Raw genomic sequence first — 24,485 nt, 5'->3', positions numbered from 1 at the left:
ATCGCAGGCCTCGGGCATGGCGCGTACGGCTGGCGCGACCGTGCGCTTTCGCACCGGATGCATGCCGCGCGGCGGAGCCGGGCAGGCCGTGGCGTAAAATGCGTCGATGGATGTTTCGCATTTGCTCGACGGCCTCAACGCGGCCCAGCGCGAGGCCGTGTCGGCGCCCGCCGGGCACTACCTGGTGCTGGCCGGCGCCGGTTCCGGCAAGACCCGCGTGCTGACCCACCGTATCGCCTGGCTCAACGAGGTCCACGGCGTGCCGGTGCACGGCATCTTCGCGGTCACCTTCACCAACAAGGCCGCCGGCGAGATGCGCCACCGCGCCGGCGCGCTGCTGCGCCACGGCAGTCGCGGCCTGTGGATCGGCACCTTCCACGGCCTCGCCCATCGCCTGCTGCGCCTGCACTGGCAGGACGCGAAGCTGCCGGAAGGCTTCCAGATCCTCGACAGCGACGACCAGCTGCGCCTGGTCAAGCGGGTGGCGCAGCAGCTGGAGCTGGAGGAGGCGCGTTTCCCGCCGCGGCAAATCGCCTGGTGGATCAACGCGCAGAAGGACGAGGGCCGGCGCCCGCAGCACATCCAGTCCGGCGACGACGAGTGGGCCGACGTGATGCGGCGCAGCTACGCGCTGTACCAGGAGCGCTGCGACCGCGCCGGCCTGGTCGACTTCGCCGAGCTGCTGCTGCGCGCGCACGAGCTGCTGCGCGACGGCCCGGCGCTGCTGGCGCACTACCGGCAGCGCTTCGGCCAGCTGCTGGTCGATGAGTTCCAGGACACCAACAGCATCCAGTACGCCTTCGTGCGGGTGCTGGCGGGCGAGACCGGCCAGGTGTTCGTGGTTGGCGACGACGACCAGGCGATCTACGGCTGGCGCGGCGCCAAGGTCGAGAACGTGCAGAAGTTCCTTCAGGACTTTCCCGGGGCGCGCACCATCCGCCTGGAGCAGAACTACCGCTCCAGCGCCAACATCCTCGACGCCGCCAACGCGGTGATCGCGCACAATCCCGATCGCCTCGGCAAGCGCCTGTGGACCGACAGCGGCGAAGGCGATCCGGTCGACCTGTACGCGGCGTACAACGAGATCGACGAAGCACGCTTCGTGGTCGAGCGCGTCGAGCAGTGGGTGCGCGACGGCGGCAGCTACGGCGACTGCGCGGTGCTCTACCGCAGCAATGCGCAATCGCGTGCGCTGGAAGAGCAGCTGGTGGCCGGGCAGATCCCGTACCGCGTCTACGGCGGCGTGCGCTTCTTCGAGCGCGCCGAGATCAAGGACACCCTGGCCTACCTGCGGCTGGTGACCAACCGCGGCGACGACACCGCGTTCGAGCGCGCGGTCAACACGCCCACGCGCGGCATCGGCGAGCGCACCCTGGACGAGGTGCGGCGTACGGCGCGCGGCGAGGGCCTGTCGCTGTGGGACGCGTCGCTGCGGATCGCGCAGGCCGCCGTGGTGACCGCGCGCGCGCGCAACGCGCTGGCGGGGTTCCATGGGCTGATCGATACGCTCGCCGGCGAGGTCGACGCCCTGCCGCTGCCGGACAAGATCGACCACGTGCTGGTGCGTTCCGGCCTGCGCGAGCACTGGTCGAAGGAGAGCCGCGGCGGCCTGGATTCCGAATCGCGCACCGACAACCTCGACGAACTGGTGTCGGTCGCGTCGCGCTTCGTCCGCAGCGACGACGAGGAGTCGGCGGCGCTGACCGAGCTGGTCGCCTTCCTCGCCTACGCCGCGCTCGAGGCCGGCGAGGGCCAGGCCCAGGCCGGCGAGGACGGCGTGCAGCTGATGACCCTGCACAGCGCCAAGGGCCTCGAATTCCCGCTGGTGTTCCTGGCGGGCATGGAAGAGGGCCTGTTCCCGAACCAGCGTTCGGCCGACGAGGCCGGGCGCATGGAGGAGGAGCGCCGCCTGGCCTACGTCGGCATCACCCGCGCGCGGCAGAAGCTGGTGCTGACCTATGCCGAGGCACGGCGCCTGCACGGCCAGGACATGTACGGCGTGCCGTCGCGGTTCCTGCGCGAGATCCCGGCGCCGCTGCTGCACGAGGTGCGTCCGCGGGTGCAGGTGTCGCGGCCGGCGTTCGCGGCGGCGCCCAGGCGCAACCGTGGCCATGCCCTGGTCGACGAGAGCCCGGGCCTGCGGCTCGGGCAGAACGTGACGCATGCGAAGTTCGGCGCCGGCGTGGTCACCGACATCGAGGGCAGCGGCGCGCACGCGCGGGTGCAGGTCAACTTCGACGACGTCGGCAGCAAATGGCTGGTGCTGGCCTACGCCAACCTGCAGCCGGCCTGAGCCGGCGTTCGGTTCAGGCGGGGGGATCCTTGGCGCGCGTCTTCGATACCGCGCTGACGATGCCGATGCCCAGCAGCACGATCACCCCGACCATGATCCAATGCGGTGCCAGCCCGGCCAAGAACGCGCCATAGGCCAGACCCCCGATCAGGACCAGCATTCCGAGCACGTAGATCGCGAACGACGACATGCGCCTGCTCCAGGAGTGGGACAGCGCGCATCGTAGCCGTCGCCGCGTGATGGACATGCCATTCGGCTGAACGGCGGGCATATGTGCGGGTCCGGGGACGACGGCCGGGCGTGCCTCCCGGGCCGCTCATTCGCGCAGCTGGAACCCCGGCGCCTCGTCGAGCGATCCATCGGCTCGCAACACCACCCAGCGCTCGCCTGTCCGGTCGAACAGCACCGGCACCGGATCCTGGAACAGCGGCCGGCGCACGAAGCGCAGTGTCCAGCCGAACTGCTCCAGGGTCGGCAGCGCGGCCTGTTGCGCCGGGGTAAGGCCGGCCCGCAGTTCCGCCGTCTCGGGGGTGTCCTTGCGGGCGCGGCGTTCGCGACCGGACATGGCAGGTCTCCGTGCGGGAAGGGGTCATTGTCGCGATCGGCCGGCTAGGCGGGGTGAACCGATGCTGGCGCGCGCAGCTGGCAGGGAGGGATCGCGGACCCGCTCAGCCCGGTTCGCGCAGCCAGTCGCGCGGGCGCAGGTAGTCCGCCAGCCGCGCCTCGGCACTGCCGGGCTCCGCCGCGTAGCCGTATTCCCAGCGCGCCAGCGGCGGCAGGCTCATCAGGATCGACTCGGTGCGCCCGCCCGACTGCAGCCCGAACAGCGTGCCGCGGTCCCAGACCAGGTTGAACTCGACGTAGCGCCCGCGCCGGTACAGCTGGAACGCACGCTCGCGCTCGCCATAGGGGGTGTCGCGGCGGCGTTCGACGATCGGCAGGTAGGCCTCGAGGAAGCCGTCGCCGACCGCGCGCAGGTAGCCGAAGTCGCGTTCGAAGTCGTCGTGCAGGTCGTCGAAGAACAGGCCGCCGACGCCGCGGGTCTCGCCGCGGTGCTTGAGAAAGAAGTACTCGTCGCACCAGCGCTTGTGCGCGTCGTAGCGCACCTGCCCGCCGAACGGTTCGCAGATCGCGCGCGCGCTGCGGTGCCAGTGCAGCACGTCCTCGTCGAACGGATAGAACGGCGTCAGGTCGAAGCCGCCGCCGAACCACCAGGCCACCGTCTGGCCGTCGCGCTGCGCGCGGAAATGACGCACGTTGGCGTGCGTGGTCGGCAGGTAGGGATTGCGCGGGTGGAGCACCAGCGACACGCCCACCGCGCGCCAGGACGCGCCGGCCAGCTCCGGCCGCGCCGCACTCGCCGACGGCGGCAGCGCGCTGCCGGAAACGTCGGAGAATCCGACCCCGGCCTGCTCGAACACCGCGCCTTCGCGCAGCACCCGGGTGCGGCCGCCTCCACCTTCGGCACGGGTCCAGGCATCTACCGTGAAACAGGCGCCGCCATCGGCGGCTTCGACGGCGGCGCAGATCCGCTCCTGCAGCCCGGTCAGGTAGTCGCGTACGATTTCGATTTCGTCCATCCGCGCATTGTAGGCGGGCGACGGCACGTCCCGTCCGTAGGAGCGCGCCATGCGCGCGATGCCGCGGGTGCCGGCAGAATCCGGTGGATGCCGCGATTCTGGACCGGCAGGTGCGCAGGTCAGCGGAACTTGCGGGCGGCGCGATGCCCGCGGCATCGCGCGCATGGCGCGCTCCTACGGGAGGCGGGCTTCAGTCCTTCAACGCCCGCTCGAACAGTTCGAAGATCCGGCGATATTCGTCGTACCAGCTGTCGGCGTGCTGGAAGGCATGCCGCTCCAGCGGGTAGGGGGCGATCTCCCACTTGTCCTTGCGCAGCTCGATCAGCCGCTGCGTCAGCATCACCGAGTCCTTGAAGAACACGTTGTCGTCGATCATGCCGTGGGCGATCAGCAGGTGGTCCTGCAGCCCGTCGGCGTAATCGATCGGGGAGGACTTTCGGTAGGCCTCGGGGTCGAGCTCCGGGGTATTGAGGATGTTGGCGGTGTAGGCGTGGTTGTACTGGGTCCAGTCGGTGACCGGGCGCAGCGCGGCGCCGGCCTTGAACGTGCCCGGCTCGCGGAACAGCGCCATGAACGTCATGAAGCCGCCATAGCTGCCGCCGTAGATACCGACGCGGTCGCGATCGCCCTGCTTCTGCTCGACGATCCAGTCGATGCCGTCGAGGTAGTCCTCCAGTTCCGGGTGGCCCATCTGCCGGTAGATCGCGGTGCGCCAGTCGCGGCCGTAGCCGGCCGAGGCGCGGAAGTCGAGGTCGAGCACGATGTAGCCGTTCTGCACCAGCAGGTTGTGGAACATCTGCTCGCGGAAATAGTTCGGATAACGGTCGCTGACGTTCTGCAGGTAGCCGGCGCCGTGCACGAACAGCACGACCGGGTACTCGCGCCCGGGCTCCGGATCCGCCGGCCCGTAGTACTTGCCCCAGACGGTCCCGGCGCCGTGCTGCGACGGGACCTGCACGTATTCGGGCTGCAGCCACCGGTACGCGCGGTATTCGTCCTTGCGGGTGTCGGTGAGGGCGCGATAACCGCCGCCGTCGACGCCGACCACCGCCAGCTGCGGCGGCACGTAGCTCTCCGAATGGCGCACCAGCAGGCGCGTGCCGTCGGGCGATTCGGTGAAGCCCTCGACGCCGTCGAGGGCGGTGATCTCGCGCACTTCGCCGCCGTCGGCCGGCACCGTGCAGACCTCGTAGTCGCCGGGGCGTTCGCGGTTGCAGAGGAACAGGAAACCGCGGCCGTCGGCCGCCAGCACCGGCTCCGAGGACTCCCAGCGGCCGGAGGTGAGCGCGCGCGCGCGGCCGCCGTCGCTCAGGTACAGGTGCGACCAGCCGCTCTGCTCGGACAGGAACCACAGCGTGCGGTTGTCGGGCATCCAGCCGAATGCGTTGAAGCCCCAGTTGATCCAGGCGGCGTCGGTCAGGCGGTGGCGGGTGCGCACGGTCGCGTCGGTCGGCTCGAGCGTCACCAGCCAGCGGTCCTTGTTGTCGACCGCGTGCAGCATCAGCGCCGCCTGGCGGCTGTCGCCGTTCCACTGCATCGCCTCGGGGCCCGCGTCTTCGAGGCGTACCGCGCGCAGCCCCTCCAGCGGCTGCTTGCCCGCGGTCTTGCGCAGGTCGGCGAGCGGATCGCCATCGATGCCGGGCAGGCCCGAGAGGTCGAGCTTGCGCGGCTCGCCGTCGGCCATGTCCACCAGCCAGAAGGTCTGCGGCAGCGGATCGTCGCGGCCGACGCGGGTGCGCACGTCCTCGAATTCCTCGTACCCGGACTCGGTGACGTACTTCGGCATCTTGCCGTCCTGGCCCTTGTCGGCGTCCTTGGCGTGGGTCGCGACCAGCAGCCAGCGGCCGTCGGGCGACAGTGCGCTGGCGGCGATCTCCACGTCCTTGCCCAGATAGACCGGTTCCGGGGCGCGGGTGGGATCGGCGCGACGCCAGCTCTGTTCCTGCAGGCGCTGCGCCTCGCGGCGTTCGCGTTCGGTGCGCAGCGTCTCGAACAGGTGTAGCTGGCGCTCGCGCAGCGCGTCGGGCTTCGGCGGCTTGCCCGGGGCGTCCTCGGCCTTGAGGACCGCGGCCTCGGTCATGCCGTCGCGCGCGGTCCAGCGGAACCAGCGGTCGTCGCCGATGCGCCACACCAGCGCACCGTCGTCGCTCCAGCGTGGCGAGGCGGCGCGCTCGTCGCTGCGGGTGAGCTGGGTCAACGCGCCGCTGCGCAGGTCGCGCACGAAGACGTCGCCGTCGCGGATGAAGGCCGCGCGCGCGCGGGTGGCATCGTAGACCGGCTGCAGGCCGTCGAGCGCGGCGCGCGCGGCACCGTCGATCAGGGCCGCCTCGCCGCCGGAGATCGCCTGGCGATAGGTGTCGCGGATGTCGCTGCCGTCGCGCTTGAGCGAGTAGTAGGCGTGCTGGCCGTCCCACGACCACCAGGCCTGTTCCACCGGCGGTCCGATCCAGTCCGGGTCGGCCATGATCCGCTCCATCGTGAGCGGTTGCGCCGGTTGTGCGGCGGCGGTGGCGGTGGCGAACAGCAGTAGGGGCAGCAGCAGGAACAGCGGCAGCGATCGGATCATGGCGCCCTCGTGGCGATGCAAACCGCCGCAGGGTAGCAGTCCGTCCGCGCGGCCGGCTGGGCCACAGGTCATGCCGTGCGCTAGGGCCTGGAACGAGGCAGGGGCGCGATGCGCCCCTGCGTACTTCCCTGTCCCGGTCTTCCGGAGGATCCCTGTGGGTGCAGATTTACCAGTCGGAACCGGCGCTCGCCGCGACGGAGGTCTCGTTTCCGGAGATTGCGCGTGTGGAACGCCGTGCCGGGCGACCGCTGCGACCATCGGTCGCACCCGTCCTTGACACGGGCCGGTGCACAATGGCGCCACACCCGAACCGTTGCCGTGGAGCGAGCGTGGACGCCCTGTTGCTGTCGCGGATCCAGTTCGGCTTCGTGATTTCCTTCCATGTGCTGTTTCCGGCGTTCACGATCGGCCTGTCGAGCTGGCTGGCGTTCCTGGAATGGCGCTGGCTGCGCACGCGCGAAACGGTCTGGCGCGACCTGTACTTCTTCTGGCTGAAGATCTTCGCGGTCTCGTTCGGCATGGGCGTGGTGTCGGGCATCGTGATGAGCTTCCAGTTCGGCACCAACTGGTCGGTGCTGAGCGAGCGCGCCGGCAACATCCTCGGGCCGCTGCTCTCCTACGAGGTGCTGACCGCGTTCTTCCTCGAGGCCACCTTCCTCGGCGTGATGCTGTTCGGCTGGCGCAAGGTGCCGGAGAAGCTGCACTTCCTCGCCACCTGCATGGTGGCGCTCGGCACGCTGATCTCGACATTCTGGATCATCTCCGCCAACAGCTGGCTGCATACCCCGGCCGGCTACGAGATGGTCGGCGACGTCTTCCACCCGGCCAGCTGGCGCGAGGTGATCTTCAACCCCTCCTTCCCGTACCGGCTGGCGCACATGGTGCTGGCGGCGTTCATCACCACCTGCTTCGTGATCGGCGGGGTCGGCGCGCGCTACCTGCGCCGCGGCGAGTATGTCGAAGCCGGACGCAGGATGCTGAAGCTGGCGGCGATATTCGCGGCGATCACGGTACCGGCGCAGATCCTGGTCGGCGACCTGCACGGGCTGAAGACCAGCGAATACCAGCCGACCAAGGTCGCGGCGATGGAGGCGCACTGGGAACAGGGGCCGCCCGGGACCGGCACCCCGTTCGTGGTGTTCGCGCTGCCCAATGCCGAGGCGGAGCGCAACGACTACGAAGTCGCGATCCCGCGCCTGGGCGGCCTGATCCTGACCCACAGCTGGGACGGCGAGGTGCAGCCGTTGACCGCGGTGCCGGCCGACGAGCGGCCGCCGGTGACGCCGGTGTTCTTCGCGTTCCGGATCATGGTGGGCATCGGCCTGGCGATGCTGGCGCTGGCGCTGTGGTCGGTGTGGAAGCTGCGACGCGGCACGCTGTATGAGTCGCCCCGTTTGCTCGATGGCTGGCGGCTGATGACGCTCGCCGGGTTCGTCGCGGTGGTGGCCGGCTGGATCGTGGTCGAGATCGGGCGTCAGCCGTATGTCATCTACGGGCTGCTGCGGACCGCGGACGCGGTCAGCGACATCGGCGCCGGCAGCGTGGTGGCCTCGCTGACGGCGTTCGTGGTGGCGTATGCGGTGGTGTTCGGCGCCGGCGGCGGCTACATCGTCAAGATGGTGCGCACCGGTCCGCAGCACTTCGAGGAATCACCGGACACCGAGGCCGGCGAGAAGACGCCGATGCGGCCGATCTCGGCAGCGGACGAGCCGATGGAGGGTGAGGGCCGCGCCTAGCCGATGCCCTGTCGGCATCGGCTGCGCCCCGAACGCCCGGCCAGGGATGGCCGAGCGTGGGTTTCCGGAGCCGTGGCGGCTGCGTCAGGGATGGCCGCTCGGTCCGTCTTGAGGATGCGTCGTTGCAAAGATGAGTGTTTAGGGAGATCGCGATGGAGTTCTGGCTGCCCATTCTCTGGTTCGGCGTGATCGGCTTCGGCGTGCTGATGTACGTGCTGCTGGATGGATTCGTGCTCGGCCTCGGCATCCTGGCGCCGTTCGCCGAGGACGGCGGCCAGCTCGACCACATGATGAACACCGCAGCGCCGATCTGGGACGGCAACGAGACCTGGCTGGTGCTCGGCGGCGCCGGATTGCTGGCGGCGTTTCCGCGCGCCTACGCGGTGGTGCTCTCGGCGCTGTACCTGCCGGTGCTGCTGATGCTGATCGCGCTGGTGTTCCGCGGCGTGGCGTTCGAGTTCCGCTTCAAGGCGCGGCGGGGCAAGCCGTTCTGGGGCGCGGCGTTCGCACTCGGCTCGATGTTCACCGCGTTCGCGCAGGGCGTGATCCTCGGTGCCTTGGTCGAGGGCATGCCGTTGCAGGAAGGCCGCTACATCGGCGGCGCCTTCGCCTGGTTCAGCCCGTTCTCGATGCTGACCGGGGTGGCGGTGGTGTTCGGCTACGCGCTGCTCGGCAGCACCTGGCTGATCCTCAAGACCGGCGGCCGCATGCAGCAGATCGCGCGCACTCTGACCCGGCCGCTGGTGCTGGTGGTGGCCGCGTTCATGGGCCTGGTCAGCGCCTGGCTGCCGTTCCTGGATTCGCGGATCATGGCGCGCTGGTTCGAGGACGGGAATTTCTGGTGGCTGTCGCCGGTCCCGCTGCTGGCGCTGGCGAACGTCTTCTGGCTGTGGCGCGCGACGATGCGCGAGGGCCGCGACGCGACGCCCTTCCTGCTCACCCTGAGCTTCTTCGTGCTGGGCTTCGCCGGGTTGGTGCTGGGCATCTGGCCGAACATCGTGCCGCCCGACCTCAGCATCTGGGAAGCGGCATCGCCGCCTTCCTCGCAGGGCTTCGTGCTGGTGGGCCTGGTGGTGCTGCTGCCGATGATCCTCGGCTATACCGCATGGTCCTACCACGTGTTCCGCGGCAAGATCGAGGCGGATGCCGGGTATCACTGAGGAGCCGGCAATCGGGAATCGGGAATCGGGAATCGAAAGAGCGTGACTGCTCTTGCTCACCATCTCGGCGCAAGCCGGTACCCATCTTGGTCTTGCAGTTGCTCCTGAAGTTGCCTTTCAGCCAACGGCAATCCGGATCCCAGCCTACGACGAGCAGCGCGACCAGGCTCTTTCGATTCCCGATTCCCCATTCTCAGCCTCGATTCCCGACTCCCCATTCCCCAATCCCGGCTTTTAAAGCACAATCGTCTGGATTCAGCTGTTTTCCCGGGCCATGCACGCCTACGTCTACAAGAGCCTGCGCAAGGCCGACACCTATGTCTATCTCGCCGCACGCGATGATTTCTCGCGACTGCCCGGCGCGCTGCGCGAGCGATTGGGCACGCTGCAGTTCGTGCTGGACGTCGCCCTGACCCCGGAGCGCAAGTTGGCGCGTGAGGATGTGAATGCGGTGCGCGAGCACCTGGCGCTGCGCGGTTTCCATCTGCAGTTGCCGCCCTCGGTCGCCGGCGATCCGATGACCGAGGACTGGGGCACCGATGCCTGATCCGCAGCGCCCGCGCCAGCGCGCCGCCCTTGCGTTCGTTTCCGGAGCCGTCCTCAGCCTGATCGCCGGATTCGGCGGCGCCGCCGCCGCGTTGGGCATGTGGCTGGCGCAGCCGGCGTTCGCGCTGGCGATACGCTGGTGGCGCGGGACCGGCCCGGCGGCGAACACGATGGCGCCGTCGGCGCTGCGCCGCGAGGTCCTCGGCCTGCTGGCGCTGTGGGGAATCGCGCTGGCCGCGGGCGCATTGCTGCTGGCCTGGCCGCTGTCGGCATTGCGCCAGGGCGGCACGCTCGGCGCCGCCCTCGGGGTGAGCGCGATGGCTGGCATCTGCACCATCGGCCTGTGGCGGCTGTGGCCGCTGTGGCACGCGCTCGAGCGCGACGGCGGCGGATTGCCACGGCATTGGCGCGGACTGGCGGACCACGATGCCTCGGCGCTGCGCGGGGCAGTGCTGGCGCTGAGCGTGGCGGTGGTGCTGGCGGCCACGCTGCTGCTGGCCTGGCCCGGCGTGCTGCCGCCGCCGGCGCGCTGGGCGCTCGCGATCGCGGGGGTTGGACTCTGGCCGGGCGCGCACTGGCTGCTGCAGCGGCTGGCGCCGGCGGCGCAATTGCCGATGGCGGTGGTGGAGATGCCGGGTCCGGCCGTCGCCGCTGCCGACGACGTGCCCGAAGGCGATCTGGACGTCGCGCTATACACCGCCGCCCGCGGCGGACGCGTCGACCGCGCGCTGGAGCTGCTCGATCTCGGCGCCGATCCGCACGGCCTGCCCGCGCCGGAGCAGCGCGACCAGCGCAGTCTGCCGGTGCTGGCGGCGGTGCTGCCGGACTTGCGCCTGCTGCGCGCGTTGATCGCGCGGGGCGTCGATCTCAATGCCGTCCACGCCGGCCTGACGCCGCTGCTGGCGGCGACGCGTGACAGCTGGCACGGCCGTCCCGAGGCGGTGATGACCCTGCTCGCCAACGGCGCCGACCCGCGTGCCACCGATGCCGATGGGAATACCCCGCTGCACCACGCCGCGCGCAGTTCCGACCCCGGGGTCGCCGCGCTGCTGCGCGACGCCGCCGCCGAGCTCGATGCGGTCAACGCCGACGGGCTGACGCCGCTCGGGGTCGCCTGCAGCGTCGGCAACTGGCGCCTGGCGCGATTCCTGCTCGAGCGCGGCGCGCATGCCGACTCCGGCACCGGTACGCCGGCGCTGCTGGCCGCCGCCGGCGGCGAGGAGGACGACGTCGCCGGCGTGCAGTTGCTGCTCAAGCACAAGGCCAAGGCCGTCGCCCGCGACCGCAACGGCCGCAGCGCCCTGCACGAGGCCGCGTTCGCCGGCCATGCCGAGATCGCGACGACCCTGCTGGCCGCCGGCGCCGAGGTGCAGGCGCGCGATGCGCAGAGCCGCACGCCGCTGCTCGACGCCGCTCGCGGCGGTCGCCTGTCGACGCTGGAGGCACTGGTCGCGGCGCAGGCGGAGATCGACGCCGTCGATGGCGCCGGCCGCGGCGCGCTGACGCTCGCCTGCCTGGCGGAGACGCCGTCGCCGCCGCTGGTGCGGCGCCTGCTCGAACTCGGCGCCGACCCGCAGGCGGCCGATGCCGACGGCCGGCGCCCGGTCGATCATGCCGCGGCGGCTGGGCGCTGGTCGCTGGTGGCGCTGCTCGATCCCGACTACGCGCTGCCGGCCAGCATCCTGCCCGAGGCCGGCGAAACCGAGGTGCCGGATCGCGCGCCGCTGTCGCTGCTGCGCGACAGTCTGCGCGCCGGCCGCTACGACAATCTCGATGCCCTGCTGCAGCTGCTCGGCCCGCAGGAGCTTGGCGGCCTGCTGCTCGACGAACAGGCGCCGCTGTCGGCCGAGCGCATCGACTGGCTGCTCGCGCACGGCGCCGACCCGGAGGTCCGCGACGGATTCGCCGACAGCGCGATCTTCCGCCTGCTGGCGCGGGGGCCGGACGCGGTCGATGCCCTGCAGGCGATGCTGCGCCGTAACGTGTCGCCCGCCGGCGCTGGCGGCCTGGCACGCTTCCTCGCCGCCTGCGCGCACAGCGAACAGGCCGGGCGCGGGCTGGAGCAGCTGGCGCTGGAGCTGCTCGAGCGCGGCGCCGATCCCTTCGCCGCCGCCGAAACCGGCGATCCGCCGCTGGCGCTGGCGGTGCGCCTGGGCTGGACCCGGTTGATGGACCGGCTGATCGCGGTCGGCGTCGATCTCGATGCCCGCGACAGCCACGGCATGACCGCCCTGCACCTGTGTGCCGCGCTGGGGCGCGAAGCCGCGCTCAAGACCCTGGTGCGGCACGGCGCGACCCCCGACGTGCGCGCCGCCGACGGGCAGACGCCGCTGGGCGTCGCGCTGTCCGGCGGGCGCCGCGACCTCGCCGACTGGCTCGACTGGCGCGGCTGGCCGCTGCCCGGGCGTGCGTTGCAGGCGGCCGACCTGCCGGCTGCGGCGATCGTCGGCGACGCCGATGCGCTGCGCCGCCTGCTCGACCTCGGCTTCGCGGTCGACACCCCCGACAGCCAGGGCTGCACCGCGCTGCTGCGCGCGGCCGGCGGCGGGCATCGCGCCGCGGTCGACCTGCTGCTGGCGCGCGGCGCCGATCCGCAATACGCCGCCCACACCGGCGCCACCGCGCTGTCGGCGGCGGTGAGCATGCGCCAGGGCGAAATCGTCGATCGCCTGCTCGATGCCGGCGCCCGGCTCGAACAGCGCCTGCCGGGCGAGGTCACCGTGCTGATGCTGGCCGCCGCGCTCGGCCTGCCCGACCTGTGCGCGCGCCTGCTCACCGCCGGGGCCAACGTCCACGCCACCGATGCGCAGGGGCTGGGCCCGCTGCACTGCGCGGCGCTGTACGGCTTCACCTGCCGCGACCGTCCGCGCCTGCTGGCGTTGTTCGACACCCTGTTGCTGGCCGGCGCCGAGGTCGACGCGCCGGCCGCCGGCGGCGTCACCCCGCTGCTGCTGCTGCTCGGCGCGCGCGCCGAGCCCGGCACCGCCTGCGATGAAGAGGTGGTGCTGGAAGGACTCGGTCACCTGCTCGATGAGGAAGTGGCGCTGGAAGCCCAGGACCCCCGCGGCTTCGGTCCCCTGCACCTGACCGCGCTGCACGGCCTGCTGCAGCTCACCCGCCGGCTGCTGCGCGCCGGCGCCGATCCCGACCTGCGCGACGCCCTCAACCGCACCCCGCGCGAGATCGCGGTGATGCGCGGCTTCGTCGACGTCGCCGCGGAACTGGCACCGACCCAGACCCAGCCGGGCGTGTCGATGGCGCGGTTCCTGCGCGAGCCGCGCTGAGCGCTTTATCTCTTTCGACAGCATGAGCGTGGATCAACGCGGATAGCGCTTGGGTCCCGCGTTCTTTCGCGCTTGTCTTCCCCCCTTGAAAAAGGGGAATTGAGGGGGATTTGCTGTTGCTGTCGGTTGGTCGGGCGCCGAGCAAATCCCCCCAACCCCCCTTTTTCAAAGGGGGGCGATCAAACGGCCTTACCGCGTGATCCAGATCCGGGAAGCGCTCATCCAGCGCCGGAAAAGCGCTTCGGGAACGCGCCGCCCTCCTGCTAGACTCGCGGTCGAGCTCCCAGGAGATCACGGATGAAACGCTGGAGTCTGGGCCTGCTGGTCCTGCTGTTATCGTGCGCGGCACTGGCCGCCGGACCCCGTGCAGTACGCAAGCAGGCGGAAATGAGCATGCTGGTGACCGGCTCGGTCGAGGTCGCGCGCGATGGCAGCGTCGCCGGACTGGATCTCGATCAGCGCGAGAAACTGCCCGAAGGGGTCGTTCGCCTGGTCGAGGGTGCCGCGCCGCACTGGCGTTTCGCGCCGGCGCGCCGCAACGGCGAGCCGGTGCCCGCCACCGCGCGCATGAGCCTCAACCTGGTGGCCCGGCGGCTTGACGATGGCAACTACGAGCTGGGGATTCGCCATGCGCACTTCGCCGACCGGAACACGGCGGCCGAGACGATCGCGAGCCGGGACATGAAGCCGCCGGCCTATCCGCTGGACGCGCTGCACGCCGGCATCAAGGGCACCGTCTACCTGCTGTTGCGCATCGGCACGCAGGGCACGGTCGAGGACGTGATGGCCGAGCAGGTCAATCTGCGGGTGGTCGGCAACAGCCACCAGATGGACAGGGCACGGCGCCTGCTCGTGCGTGCCAGCCTGGTGGCGGCCCGCGCCTGGACGTTCAAGGTGCCGACCACGGGCGAATATGCCGATGCCGGCTCCTGGGTGGTGCGCGTGCCGGTCGACTACGAATTCGAGGATCGGCGGCCCGGCTACGGGGAATGGCAGGCCTATATTCCCGGTCCCCGGCAGCAGCCCGACTGGGCGCCGGAAGACGATGGCGCGCCCGATGCGCTGCTCGCGGGCCAGGTGCATCAGGCCGGCGTCGGCATGCGGCTGCTGACGCCGCTGCAGCAGGAGCAGGGCTGAGGCTCAGCCCACACCGGCGCCGTCGCGGCCGTCGGCATCGGGTTCCGGGTCGGCAGGCGCCGGTTGTTGCGCCTGGTCGGCTTCGAACAGGTGCTCCAGTTCGGCACGGCCCTCGCGCAGCGCCTGCAGCAGGGCGGATTCGTCGTTGTAGATCCGGTGGTGGCTGGCGAGCAGGCGCTCGTCGTGCTCGCGGAAGCGCCGGGTGCGGTCCTCGGCGATCTCGCGCGGCACCTCCAGCGCCACCAGCACCTCGCGCCCCATCTCCAGCGCCGAGGCGAAGGTCTCGCGGAAGGCCTCGACCTGCAGGTCCATGAGCTGCCAGGCATGGCGGCGGTCGTGGGCGCGCGCGAACACCCGTAGGTGCGGATACAGGTGCCGCAGCAGGTGCGTGGTGCGCAGGTTCGCCTCGCGGTCGTCGATGGCGTTGATGAACAACCGGGCGTGCGCGGCGCCGCTGGCGCGTAGCAATTCCGGGCGCGTGGGATCGCCGAAGTACACCTGGTTGCCGGAGCGCCGCAGCGCATCGATGGTGCCCGGATCGGCGTCGAGCGCGACGAACGGAATCTTCTGCGCCACCAGCAGGCGCGCGACGATCTGACCGAAACGGCCGAGGCCGGCGATGATCACCTGCGGGTGGCCGTGGTCATGGATCGGATCGTAGTCGCGGGCCGGTGCCTCCGTGTCGTCGTGCCCGTCGAGCAGGCGCGCCAGCGCGATCATCAGCAGCGGCGTCAGCGCCATCGACAGGCCGACCACCGCCAGCAGGCGGTTGTGCATCGCCGCCTCCAGCAGCCCGGCGCCGGCCGCCTCGGCGAACACCACGAACGCGAACTCGCCGCCCAGCGCCAATACCCCGCCCAGGCGCAGCGCCTCGCGCATGCCGAGCCCGCCCGGGTGCCGGCCGAGCCCGAACAGGACCGCGAACTTCACCGCCATCAGCAGCAGCGTCGCCAGCAGCACGAAGCCGGGCTCCGCGGCCACCTGCGCCAGGTCGATGCTCATCCCCACCGCCATGAAGAACAGCCCCAGCAACAGGCCCTTGAACGGCTCGATCTGCGATTCGATCTCGTGGCGGAACTCCGACTCGGCCAGCAGCACGCCAGCCAGGAACGCGCCCAGGCCCATGCTCAGCCCGGCCAGCTGCACCACCCAGGCCGCGCCGAGCACCGCCAGCAGCGCGCTCGCGGTCTGCATCTCCGGCACGCCGATGCGCACCGCGGTGCGGAACAGGCTGCGCAGCAGATAGCGGCCGCCGAAGAACACCGCGGCCAGGGCAGCAACGGCCTTGAGGAGCGCCCAGCCGGCATGCCCGGACTCCGGTGCGGCGGCATGGGCGAGCAGCGGGATCGCCGCGATCAGCGGCACCGCGGCCAGGTCCTGGAACAGCAGGATCGCGAACGCCAGCCGCCCATGCGGGCTGTGCAGCGCCTTGCGCTCGGCCAGCAGCTGCAGCCCGAACGCGGTCGAGGACAGCGCCAGCCCAAGGCCCACCACCAGCGCGACTTTCCAGCCCAGCCCGATCATTGCCGCCAGGGCTGCGAGCACCACGCCGGAGATCGCGACCTGCAGCCCGCCGGTCAGGAACACCGGCCGGCGCATCAGCTTCAATCGCGCCAGCGACAGTTCCAGGCCGATGACGAACAGCATCATCACCACGCCGATTTCGCTGGCGGCCAGCACCGGTTCGGCGTGCGCGACCACGCCGACCCCGTCCGGCCCCAGCACCACGCCGGCGGCCAGGTAGCCGAGCACCGCGCCCAACCCGAACCGCTTGAACAGCGGCACCGCGATCACCGCGGCGAGCAGGAACACCAAAGCTAGTTGCAGACCACTGCCGTGCATGCGCGCACCTCCGCCCGGAAGTATGCCTGCTGCCACGGGACTCGAAGCGCCCACACCGCCGGCGTGGACCGGAATACGGAGCGGGGTTGGGGTGAGGCATGGCGGAAGTCGCGGTGGTTCAGACGCCTGCCGCTCCGCCATACCCTTATGGTGGGCCGAGGCCCACCCTACGCGGGTGATCGGGTGGGCCTTGGCCCACCGTTGTCATCCGCGATGACGCGCCGCCCATATCCTCCGTGCCACTTCGCCACGGCCCTCGCGCAGGGCGCAAGGGCGTTCAGACGTGCGCGAACCGTGGCTCGCATCACTCCGGAGAAGGACATGCGCCTGCCGCTTTCGGGCGAGCGCTGTGTCCGCCGTCCGCGCCGGTGACGGGTGGTCAGGCCGATGGTGGGTCTTGCGATTGCGCCAGCGCGCGCAGGCGGATCGCGCCGCGCTCGGCGATCGCGTACAGCGCATGCTCGTGCGCCAGGTGGTAATAGCCCGCGTCCGGATGTTCGCTGTCGAGCACGCCGAACAGCGCGCCGTCGATGCAGATCGGCACCGCCAGTTCCGACAGATTGAACTGGTCGTCGACCACATAGCGGCAATCGCGCCGCGCATCCGCCGTACGCTGCGGCAGCTGCAGTTGCGCGCATCGGCCGACGATGCCCTGGCCCAGATTCAACCGGATCCGCGATTCCAGCACCCGGTCGGCGGCGCGCTTCGGTCCCCAGGCGGCTTGCTGGAGCAATGTGCTGCCGTCGCGGTCGAGCAGATAGACGACGCAGTCCATCAGCTCCAGTTCCTTTCCGGCGAATTCGCATAGCGTCCATGCGACCTCCACCGGCAAGTCGGCGCGGTCGAGCAGATCGACCAGCCGGGCCATGCGCCGATCGGCCTGGGCGAGAAACGTGGCGACAGCATTGACCATGATTCCCGGATCGAGGTGTGGATCGCCGGTGCGCGCCCCGTGCCCGGCACTGGAATCTTAGCGCGTCATCGGGTGGAGCGTCCGGCGGGGCGGTCCCGCCGGCGGCGATGCGGCACGTCCAGCTCGCATCGCACGACCGTCCGCCGCCGATGGATGCGATCGTGCACGAAAAAAGCCCCGCGATGCGGGGCTTTTCCAGGGTGCCGTCGATCGCGCCTCAGCGCCGCATCGAGGCGAAGAACTCGTCGTTGGACTTGGTGGTCTTCATCTTGTCGAGCAGGAATTCCATCGCCGCGATCTCGTCCATCGGATGCAGCAGCTTGCGCAGGATCCAGATCTTCTGCAGCATTTCCGGCTCGATCAGGTAGTCCTCGCGGCGGGTGCCGGACTGGTTGACGTTGATCGCCGGGTACACGCGCTTCTCGGTGATGCGGCGGTCCAGGTGCACTTCCGAGTTGCCGGTGCCCTTGAACTCCTCGTAGATCACCTTGTCCATCGCGCTGCCGGTGTCGACCAGCGCGGTGGCGATGATCGTCAGCGAGCCGCCTTCCTCGACGTTGCGCGCGGCGCCGAAGAAGCGCTTCGGCCGGTGCAGGGCGTTGGCATCGACGCCGCCGGTCAGCACCTTGCCGGAGCTGGGGACGACGTTGTTGTAGGCGCGGGCGAGGCGGGTGATCGAGTCGAGCAGGATCACCACGTCGCGCTTGTGCTCGACCAGACGCTTGGCGCGCTCGATCACCATCTCAGCGACCTGCACGTGGCGCGCGGCCGGCTCGTCGAAGGTCGAGGAGATAACCTCGCCGCGCACGGTGCGCTGCATTTCGGTGACTTCCTCGGGCCGCTCGTCGATGAGCAGCACGATCATGTGCACGTCGGGGTGGTTGGTGGTGATGGCGGTGGCGATCTGCTGCATCATCATCGTCTTGCCCGCCTTGGGCGGCGAGACGATCAGGGCGCGCTGGCCCTTGCCCTGCGGCGCCATCAGGTCGAGGATGCGGCCGGCGATGTCCTCGGTGGAACCGTCGCCGCGCTCGAGCTTGAAGCGCTTGCGCGGGAACAGCGGGGTCAGGTTCTCGAACAGCACCTTGCCCTTGCTGGCCTCCAGCGGCTCGCCGTTGATGGTGTCGACCACGCTCAGCGCGAAGTAGCGTTCGCCGTCCTTGGGCCAGCGGATGCGGCCGGAGAGATGGTCGCCGGTGCGCAGGTTGAAGCGGCGGATCTGGCTGGGCGAGATGTAGACGTCGTCGGGACCGGCGAGATACGAAGCCTCGGCGGCGCGCAGGAAGCCGAAGCCGTCGGGCAGGATCTCCAGCACGCCATCGGCGACCACGCCCTCGCCGTGGCGGGTCAGCACCTTGAGCAGGTTGAAGATCACGTCCTGCTTGCGGGCGCGGGCGACGCCATCGTGGATGTTGAGCTGCTCGGCGATATCCATCAGCTTCTGCGCCGGCATCCGCTTCAGGTCGCTGAGCGTGTACTGCGGGAAGTCTTCGGGAATGTTCGGCGGTGGCAGGCGCTGGCCCTGGTCGCCGCCGTCCTGCGGCAGGCCATCGTCGCGGCCGCGGCCGCCACCACCACCACCGCCGCGTTCGCCACCACCGCCACCGCCACCGCTGCCGCGTTCGCGGCGGTTGCGGAAACGATCGCGGCGGTTGCCCTGGCGGGCGCCCTCGCGCTGTTCGCGCTGCTCCCGCGATTCGCGCGACTGCTCGTTGCCGCCATCGCCGCCGGAGGCATCCGCGGCAGGTGCAGGAGGAGGCGCGGCGGGCGCGGGAGACGCAGGTGCGGACGCGGGCGCGGGCGCCTGCCTGGCGGCCGGGGCCGGCGCGTCGGCCGGCGGTGTCGGTGCCGGGGGCGCCGCAGGCGCCGGCGCATCGGCCGGGGCGGTCTTGGCGACCTTGGCGGTCTTGGTGACGCGCGGCTTGCGCACGCGCTTCTCGGCGGTTTCGCCGGAATCGGGAGTGTTGTCGGACAAGGTGTGAAATCCTCGCTAGCTGCGAGCGCCCGCGGACGCGGGCGGAGGGTTGGGAAGGGTGATCTTCAGACGGGGTGCGGCGCTGGCTTCCGCGCCGGATGGAACAACGCTAGCACCGCCTTACGTCCGCGGCAAGCCATCGTGCGTGGCCGTTAAGGTTGCCGCCGCATGCGGCAGGGCGCCTGCGGCGGCTAGGCAAGCCGATCGCGCGGCATCGCGCCGCGCGGGTGGACGGCGCTCAGAGCGCCTTGTCGAGCATCTGCGACAGCTGCGCCTTGCCGACCGCGCCGATCTGGGTCGCCTGCACCTGGCCGCCCTTGAACAGCAGCAGCATCGGGATCGAGCGCACGTGGTACTTCATCGCGATGCTCTGATTCTGGTCGATATCGACCTTGACCACCTTGGCGCGGCCGGCATAGCTCTCGGCAAGCTCGTCCAGCGCCGGGGCGATCATCTTGCACGGTCCGCACCAGGGGGCCCAGAAATCGACCAGCACCGGCTCTTCGGACTGCAGCACGGTGGCGTCGAAATCGCTGTCGCCGGCATGGATGACCTTGTCGTTCACGGAGTTCTCCTGGGATCGGGCCGCCTGCCGTGACGGGCGGGGCGGCGTTGTGCTGTTAAACTGGGGCGTTATCAGGCTGGATCAAGGGCCGACCCCCGGGTCCGCACAGCCTTCTATTCACGGTTCGGCAGTCTGCGACGCGGTCGCCCCCTGCGCAACCGCGCCCCGCCGCACAGACAATTCCAGGCATGACAGACAAACCACTGACCGATATCCCCTTCTCCGAGTTCGAGCTGCAGCCGCAGCTGCTCGCCGGCATCGAAGCCGCCGGATTCCTCCGCTGTACACCGATCCAGGCCTTGACCCTGCCGCTGGCCCTGTCCGGGCGCGACGTCGCCGGCCAGGCCCAGACCGGCACCGGCAAGACGCTGGCGTTCCTGGTCGCGGTGGTCAACCGCCTGCTGTCGCAGCCGGCGCTGGCTGAACGCAAGGCCGAGGACCCGCGCGCGCTGATCCTGGCGCCGACCCGCGAACTGGCGATCCAGATCCACAAGGACGCGGTGAAGTTCGCCTCCGACCTCGGCCTCAAGTTCGCCCTGGTCTACGGCGGCGTCGACTACGACAAGCAGCGCCAGCTGCTGCAGGAAGGCGCCGACGTGATCATCGCCACCCCGGGGCGCCTGATCGACTACGTCAAGCAGCACAAGGTGGTGAGCCTGCACGCCTGCGAGATGTGCGTGCTGGACGAGGCCGACCGCATGTTCGACCTCGGCTTCATCAAGGACATCCGCTTCCTGCTGCGGCGCATGCCGATCCGCACCGAGCGGCAGACGCTGCTGTTCTCGGCGACGCTGAGCCACCGCGTGCTCGAGCTCGCCTACGAGCACATGAACGAGCCCGAGAAGGTCGTGGTCGAGACCGAGTTCATCACCGCGGCCAAGGTGCGGCAGAAGGTGTTCTTCCCGGCCAACGAGGAGAAGATCCCGCTGCTGCTCGGCCTGCTGTCGCGGTCGGAGGGCGCACGCACGATGGTGTTCGTCAACACCAAGGCCTGGGTGGAGCGGGTGGCGCGGGCGCTCGAGCGCGGCGGCTACAGGGTCGGCGTGCTGTCCGGCGACGTGCCGCAGAAGAAGCGCGAAAGCCTGCTGAAGAAGTTCCAGGCCGGCCAGCTCGAGCTGCTGGTCGCCACCGACGTCGCCGCCCGCGGCCTGCACATCGACGGCGTCTCGCACGTCTACAACTACGACCTGCCGTTCGATGCCGAGGACTACGTGCATCGCATCGGCCGGACCGCGCGCCTGGGCGCCGAGGGCGATGCGATCAGCTTCGCCTGCGAGATCTACGCCCAGGGCCTGCCGGACATCGAGGCATTCATCGAGCAGAAGATCCCGGTCGAGGCGGTCACGCCGGAGCTGCTGCAGGCGCTGCCACGCAAGCCGCGCGAGGGCGTCGAGCCGCAGCCGGAGGATGGCGAGAGCATCGGCGAGATCTTCCGCGAGGCGCGTGAACAACGCGCCGCAGACGACGCGCGCCGCGGCGGCGGCCGGTCCGGCCCGCGCGCTGGCGGTCGCGGTAGCGAGGGTGGACGTGCAGGCAAGCCGGCCGGCGGTCGCGGTCGCGGTAGTGCGAGCGGTGCCACCGCCGCACCAAGTGCCCGTCCGGCGCCTGCCGCCGACGAGGTGAAGGCGGCCGCGCCGCCGCCGTCATCCCCGCCGCAGGCCGCTGCCGGCGCGGAAGGCGAAGCGCGTCCCGCGCGCAAGCCCCGCCGCCGGCGTGGCGGCCGCCGCGTCGAGGGTGGCGAGGGCGGCGCGCAGGGGGCTACGGCACCGCGCAACGGCGCCAAGGCAGAAGTGCCCGCGGGCAAGCCGAAACCCGCCACCGAGTTCAGGTCCGCGTCGCGCCCGCCGGCCAAACCGGCAGCGGCGCCGGCCGAACCTTCGCTGCTGTCGCGCATCGGCCGCGGGCTGAAGAAGCTGGTCAGGCGGGCGCCGAACTCGCAGCACTGAGGAAGGCCAGCATCATGGCTGTCATCCCCGCGAAGGCGGGGATCCATGGACAGTAAACCGTTGAATATCAAAGTCCCTAGATTCCCGCCTTCGCGGGAATGACGAGGCTCGAGTAAGCGCCGTTCGTGCTTCGACCGGCTGCCACAGACCTGCCGTCGGTCCCGTGCCGCAAAAAGCGCGCGAATCGCTGCGGCTTTCCGCCCCGCGTCAGCTGCCGTCGGCGAAGTCCGCTAAGCTCTGGCGGCCATCGTCTCGCGATCTCCGGTCCCGCCGCATGAGCGTTCTCCGCTTCGACAGCGTCAGCAAGCAATATCCCGGCGGGCACGTCGCCCTGTCCGAGCTCAGCTTCGACGTCGCCGCCGGCGAGATGCTGTTCATCACCGGTCATTCCGGTGCCGGCAAGAGCACGCTGCTGAAGCTGGTGCACTTGGCCGAACGGCCGAGCCGCGGCGCGGTGCTGTTCGCCGAGCGCAACCTGCTGCGGGTGCGCGGACGCCGGGTGGCGATGCACCGCCGCGAGATCGGCGTGGTGTTCCAGGACCATCGTCTGCTCACTGATCGCAGCGTCTACGAGAACGTCGCTCTGCCGCTGATCCTGCGCGGCATGCGCCGCGGCGAGATCGGCAAGCGCGTGCGCGGCGTGCTCGAGCGGCTGGGCCTGGACGCGCGCGAACGCGCGCTGCCCACCCAGTTGTCGGCCGGCGAGCAGCAGCGCGTCGGCATCGCCCGCGCCATCGTCGGTGAGCCGCGGCTGCTGGTGGCCGACGAGCCCACCGGCAATCTCGATCCGACCCTGTCGGCCGAGATCATGGCGCTGTTCGCGGAGCTGCCCGGACGCGGCACCAGCGTGCTGGTCGCCAGCCATGACCTGGCGCTGGTCAAGCGCATGAAGAAGCGCGTGCTGGTGCTCGATCACGGCCGCCTGGCCGACGACATCGCACCGGAGGACCTGGCCGATGCCTGAGACTCGCGACGGCACGACGGTGCGCGACACCCACTCGCGGATCGGCACCTGGGCCGACCACCACCTGTACAGCTTCGTTTCCAGCCTTGGACGCGTGTTCCGGCGGCCGTGGGCCACCGCGCTCACGATCGGCGTGATGGCGGTGGCGCTGGCGTTGCCGCTCGGCCTGTGGCTGGTGCTGGACAACCTGGACCGGCTGTCGGGCAGCGTGCAGGCCTCGCGCGAGATCGGCGTGTTCCTGAAGCAGGAAGTGACGGCGGAGCGTTCGCAGGCATTGGCCGAGGAATTGCGCGGCCGCGCCAACGTCGCTGCGGTCGAGCTGCGCACACCGGAACAGGGCCTGCAGGAACTGCGCGAGCGCGGCGGCCTTGGCGAGGCCATCGATGCGGTCGGCGACAACCCGCTGCCGTTCCTGCTGATCGTATCGCCTGCCGGCGACGAGACCCTGCTCGCGACCTCGCTGCGGCAGCTGCCCGAGGCCGACCTGGTGCAGCACGATGCCGAGTGGCGCCGCCGGCTCGACGACTGGCTGCGCTTCGGCGGCCGCCTGGTCTGGGTGCTGGCGGCGCTGCTCGGGCTCGGCGCGCTGCTGGTGGTGGGCAACACCGTGCGCCTGGACATCCAGTCGCGGCGCGAGGAGATCGGCGTGCTGCAGCTGCTCGGCGCCACCGACGGGTTCATCCGCCGGCCGTTCCTGTACCTGGGCACCTGGTATGGGCTGGTCGCCGGGGCCCTGGCACTGGTGTTGCTGGCGGCCGCCGGATTGGCGCTGCGCGAGCCGGTGGCGGCGCTGGCCGCGAGTTACGGCAGCGGTTTCGCCCTGGCCGGGTTCGGCCCGGGACAGGTGTTGACGGTGCTGCTGGTCGCCGCCGCGCTCGGCTGGCTCGGCGCCAGCCTGGTCACCGGGCATTTCCTGCGGCAGACGCGGCCGACGGAGACCTGACGGGAACCATGGGCAACGGACAGACCGACGCGCACGATCTCCGTCACCTGGTCAGCGATTCGCCGCGGATCATGGTGGTGGACGGTTCGAAGCTGGTGCGCCGGATGATCGGCGACGTGCTGCGCAAGCAGTTGCCGGCGGTGGAGGTCGTGGCCTGCGCCGGGCTGGCCGAAGCGCGTGCGGCGCTGGAGGCGGCGCCGGTCGACCTGGTCAGCACCGCACTGGTGCTGCCGGACGGCGATGGACTGCAGCTGGCGCGGGCGGTGCGATGGGCGGCGGCGCAGCGTTACGTGCCGGTGATCGTGGTCTCCGGCGATGCCCAGTCGCACCTGGAATCGCGCCGCTTCACCGAGGACGTCACCGATTATTTCGACAAGGGCAACGGCCACCAGGCGCTGGCCACTTTCATCCGCGGCTACGTGATGCCCGAGCCGATCCCCGATGCGCACGTGCTCTATGTCGAGGACAGCCGTACCGTGGCGCTGGCGACCCGGCGCATGCTGCAGTCGCACGGCATGCAGGTCACCCACGTGATCAGCGCCGAGGAGGCGCTGGCCTGGCTGCGCGAGCGCAGCACCGGCGACGACGCGCCCGGCGTCGACCTGTTGCTGACCGATGTCTATCTCAAGGGCGAACTCAGCGGGCGCGACCTGCTGCAGGCGGTTCGCGGTGAACTGGGCTACGGCAAGCGCCGGCTGCCGGTGCTGGTGATGACCGGCGACGAGAATCGCGTCAACCAGATGGGCCTGCTGCGCGACGGCGCCAACGACCTGGTGCTCAAGCCGATCGAGGAGCGGTTGCTGGTGACCAAGACGCTGTTCCAGTTGCGGTTGGCGGGAATTCGAGAATCGGGAATCGAGAATCGGGAATAGTGAAGAGCCGGGAGTGGGGAATCGGGCGCGTCATCGCGGGCGACAATGGTGGGCCAAGGCCCACCGCCAGGGGATTTGCGCCTGGACGACGAGGCCTTAGCCTTTCCCGATTCCCGATTCCCGATTCCCGATTCCCGATTCCCGATTCCCGATTCCCGATTCC

17 protein-coding genes and 1 pseudogene are annotated in these 24,485 nt (G+C 70.5%); 10 read left to right on the top strand and 8 right to left on the bottom strand.

Going from position 1 to position 24,485, the window contains the following annotated elements; all coding sequences use genetic code 11:
- Positions 1-106 precede the first annotated feature (106 nt).
- Positions 107-2,293, top strand: coding sequence for a DNA helicase II (gene uvrD / locus FXO19_RS18300; protein WP_149196558.1), 2,187 nt, complete (start codon positions 107-109; stop codon positions 2,291-2,293).
- Positions 2,294-2,306: 13 nt separating this feature from the next.
- Here uvrD and FXO19_RS19345 read toward each other — a convergent pair whose 3' ends face one another.
- The 4 genes from FXO19_RS19345 to FXO19_RS18285 form a co-directional block, all read right to left on the bottom strand.
- Positions 2,307-2,483 carry a hypothetical protein gene (locus FXO19_RS19345; protein WP_187775848.1) on the bottom strand — a complete coding sequence of 59 codons (177 nt, stop codon included), beginning with the start codon at positions 2,481-2,483 and terminating at the stop codon, positions 2,307-2,309.
- A 126-nt stretch (positions 2,484-2,609) separates the two neighbouring features.
- Positions 2,610-2,858 (bottom strand): hypothetical protein, encoded by a 249-nt coding sequence (locus FXO19_RS18295; RefSeq protein ID WP_149196557.1) that lies wholly within the window; start codon positions 2,856-2,858, stop codon positions 2,610-2,612.
- A 103-nt stretch (positions 2,859-2,961) separates the two neighbouring features.
- The gene (hemF, locus tag FXO19_RS18290) at positions 2,962-3,873 is read right to left on the bottom strand and encodes an oxygen-dependent coproporphyrinogen oxidase (protein ID WP_149196556.1); all 912 of its coding nucleotides are present in this window, start codon (positions 3,871-3,873) and stop codon (positions 2,962-2,964) included.
- Between the two features lie 190 nt (positions 3,874-4,063).
- Positions 4,064-6,439 carry a S9 family peptidase gene (locus FXO19_RS18285; RefSeq protein WP_149196555.1) on the bottom strand — a complete coding sequence of 792 codons (2,376 nt, stop codon included), beginning with the start codon at positions 6,437-6,439 and terminating at the stop codon, positions 4,064-4,066.
- A gap of 329 nt (positions 6,440-6,768) precedes the next feature.
- On the opposite strand from FXO19_RS18285, the gene FXO19_RS18280 reads away from it, so the two are divergent.
- The 5 genes from FXO19_RS18280 to FXO19_RS18260 all read left to right on the top strand — a co-directional run bounded on the left by FXO19_RS18280 (position 6,769) and on the right by FXO19_RS18260 (position 14,302).
- Positions 6,769-8,175: a cytochrome ubiquinol oxidase subunit I gene (locus FXO19_RS18280; RefSeq protein WP_149196554.1), complete on the top strand. Its 1,407-nt coding sequence runs from the start codon at positions 6,769-6,771 to the stop codon at positions 8,173-8,175.
- A 146-nt stretch (positions 8,176-8,321) separates the two neighbouring features.
- Positions 8,322-9,335 (top strand): cytochrome d ubiquinol oxidase subunit II, encoded by a 1,014-nt coding sequence (cydB, locus tag FXO19_RS18275; protein WP_187775849.1) that lies wholly within the window; start codon positions 8,322-8,324, stop codon positions 9,333-9,335.
- 274 nt (positions 9,336-9,609) lie between these two features.
- Positions 9,610-9,882 carry a YcgL domain-containing protein gene (locus FXO19_RS18270; protein WP_149196552.1) on the top strand — a complete coding sequence of 91 codons (273 nt, stop codon included), beginning with the start codon at positions 9,610-9,612 and terminating at the stop codon, positions 9,880-9,882.
- Positions 9,875-13,165: an ankyrin repeat domain-containing protein gene (locus FXO19_RS18265; protein WP_149196551.1), complete on the top strand. Its 3,291-nt coding sequence runs from the start codon at positions 9,875-9,877 to the stop codon at positions 13,163-13,165. The genes FXO19_RS18270 and FXO19_RS18265 overlap by 8 nt, the downstream gene beginning before the upstream one ends.
- A gap of 297 nt (positions 13,166-13,462) precedes the next feature.
- Positions 13,463-14,302, top strand: a complete 840-nt coding sequence (locus FXO19_RS18260) for an energy transducer TonB (RefSeq protein WP_255516497.1) — start codon at positions 13,463-13,465, stop codon at positions 14,300-14,302.
- A 3-nt stretch (positions 14,303-14,305) separates the two neighbouring features.
- On the opposite strand, the gene FXO19_RS18255 is transcribed toward FXO19_RS18260, so the two are convergent.
- From FXO19_RS18255 to trxA, 4 genes and pseudogenes are all read right to left on the bottom strand, one after another.
- Positions 14,306-16,144, bottom strand: a complete 1,839-nt coding sequence (locus FXO19_RS18255; protein WP_149196550.1) for a monovalent cation:proton antiporter-2 (CPA2) family protein — start codon at positions 16,142-16,144, stop codon at positions 14,306-14,308.
- Between the two features lie 379 nt (positions 16,145-16,523).
- Complete coding sequence (locus FXO19_RS18250) at positions 16,524-17,057, bottom strand: GAF domain-containing protein (protein ID WP_149196549.1); 534 nt, start codon at positions 17,055-17,057, stop codon at positions 16,524-16,526.
- 217 nt (positions 17,058-17,274) lie between these two features.
- Positions 17,275-18,561 (bottom strand): annotated as a pseudogene (rho, locus tag FXO19_RS18245) (transcription termination factor Rho); the annotation flags it as partial.
- 709 nt (positions 18,562-19,270) lie between these two features.
- Positions 19,271-19,597, bottom strand: a complete 327-nt coding sequence (gene trxA / locus FXO19_RS18240) for a thioredoxin (RefSeq protein WP_149196547.1) — start codon at positions 19,595-19,597, stop codon at positions 19,271-19,273.
- Positions 19,598-19,785: 188 nt separating this feature from the next.
- Between trxA and rhlB the strand changes: the two genes are divergently transcribed.
- From rhlB to FXO19_RS18220, 4 genes are all read left to right on the top strand, one after another.
- Complete coding sequence (rhlB, locus tag FXO19_RS18235; RefSeq protein WP_149196546.1) at positions 19,786-21,543, top strand: ATP-dependent RNA helicase RhlB; 1,758 nt, start codon at positions 19,786-19,788, stop codon at positions 21,541-21,543.
- Between the two features lie 274 nt (positions 21,544-21,817).
- A complete protein-coding gene (gene ftsE / locus FXO19_RS18230; RefSeq protein ID WP_149196545.1) occupies positions 21,818-22,507 on the top strand; it encodes a cell division ATP-binding protein FtsE in 690 nt (229 codons plus the stop codon).
- Positions 22,500-23,450: a permease-like cell division protein FtsX gene (gene ftsX, locus FXO19_RS18225; RefSeq protein ID WP_149196544.1), complete on the top strand. Its 951-nt coding sequence runs from the start codon at positions 22,500-22,502 to the stop codon at positions 23,448-23,450. The genes ftsE and ftsX overlap by 8 nt, the downstream gene beginning before the upstream one ends.
- An 8-nt stretch (positions 23,451-23,458) precedes the next feature.
- Positions 23,459-24,322 (top strand): response regulator, encoded by an 864-nt coding sequence (locus FXO19_RS18220; protein WP_149196543.1) that lies wholly within the window; start codon positions 23,459-23,461, stop codon positions 24,320-24,322.
- Positions 24,323-24,485 lie beyond the last annotated feature (163 nt).

Source organism: Luteimonas suaedae (genome assembly GCF_008312895.1).
Lineage (GTDB): Bacteria > Pseudomonadota > Gammaproteobacteria > Xanthomonadales > Xanthomonadaceae > Luteimonas > Luteimonas suaedae.
This window is presented reverse-complemented; position numbering and strand designations above follow the sequence as displayed.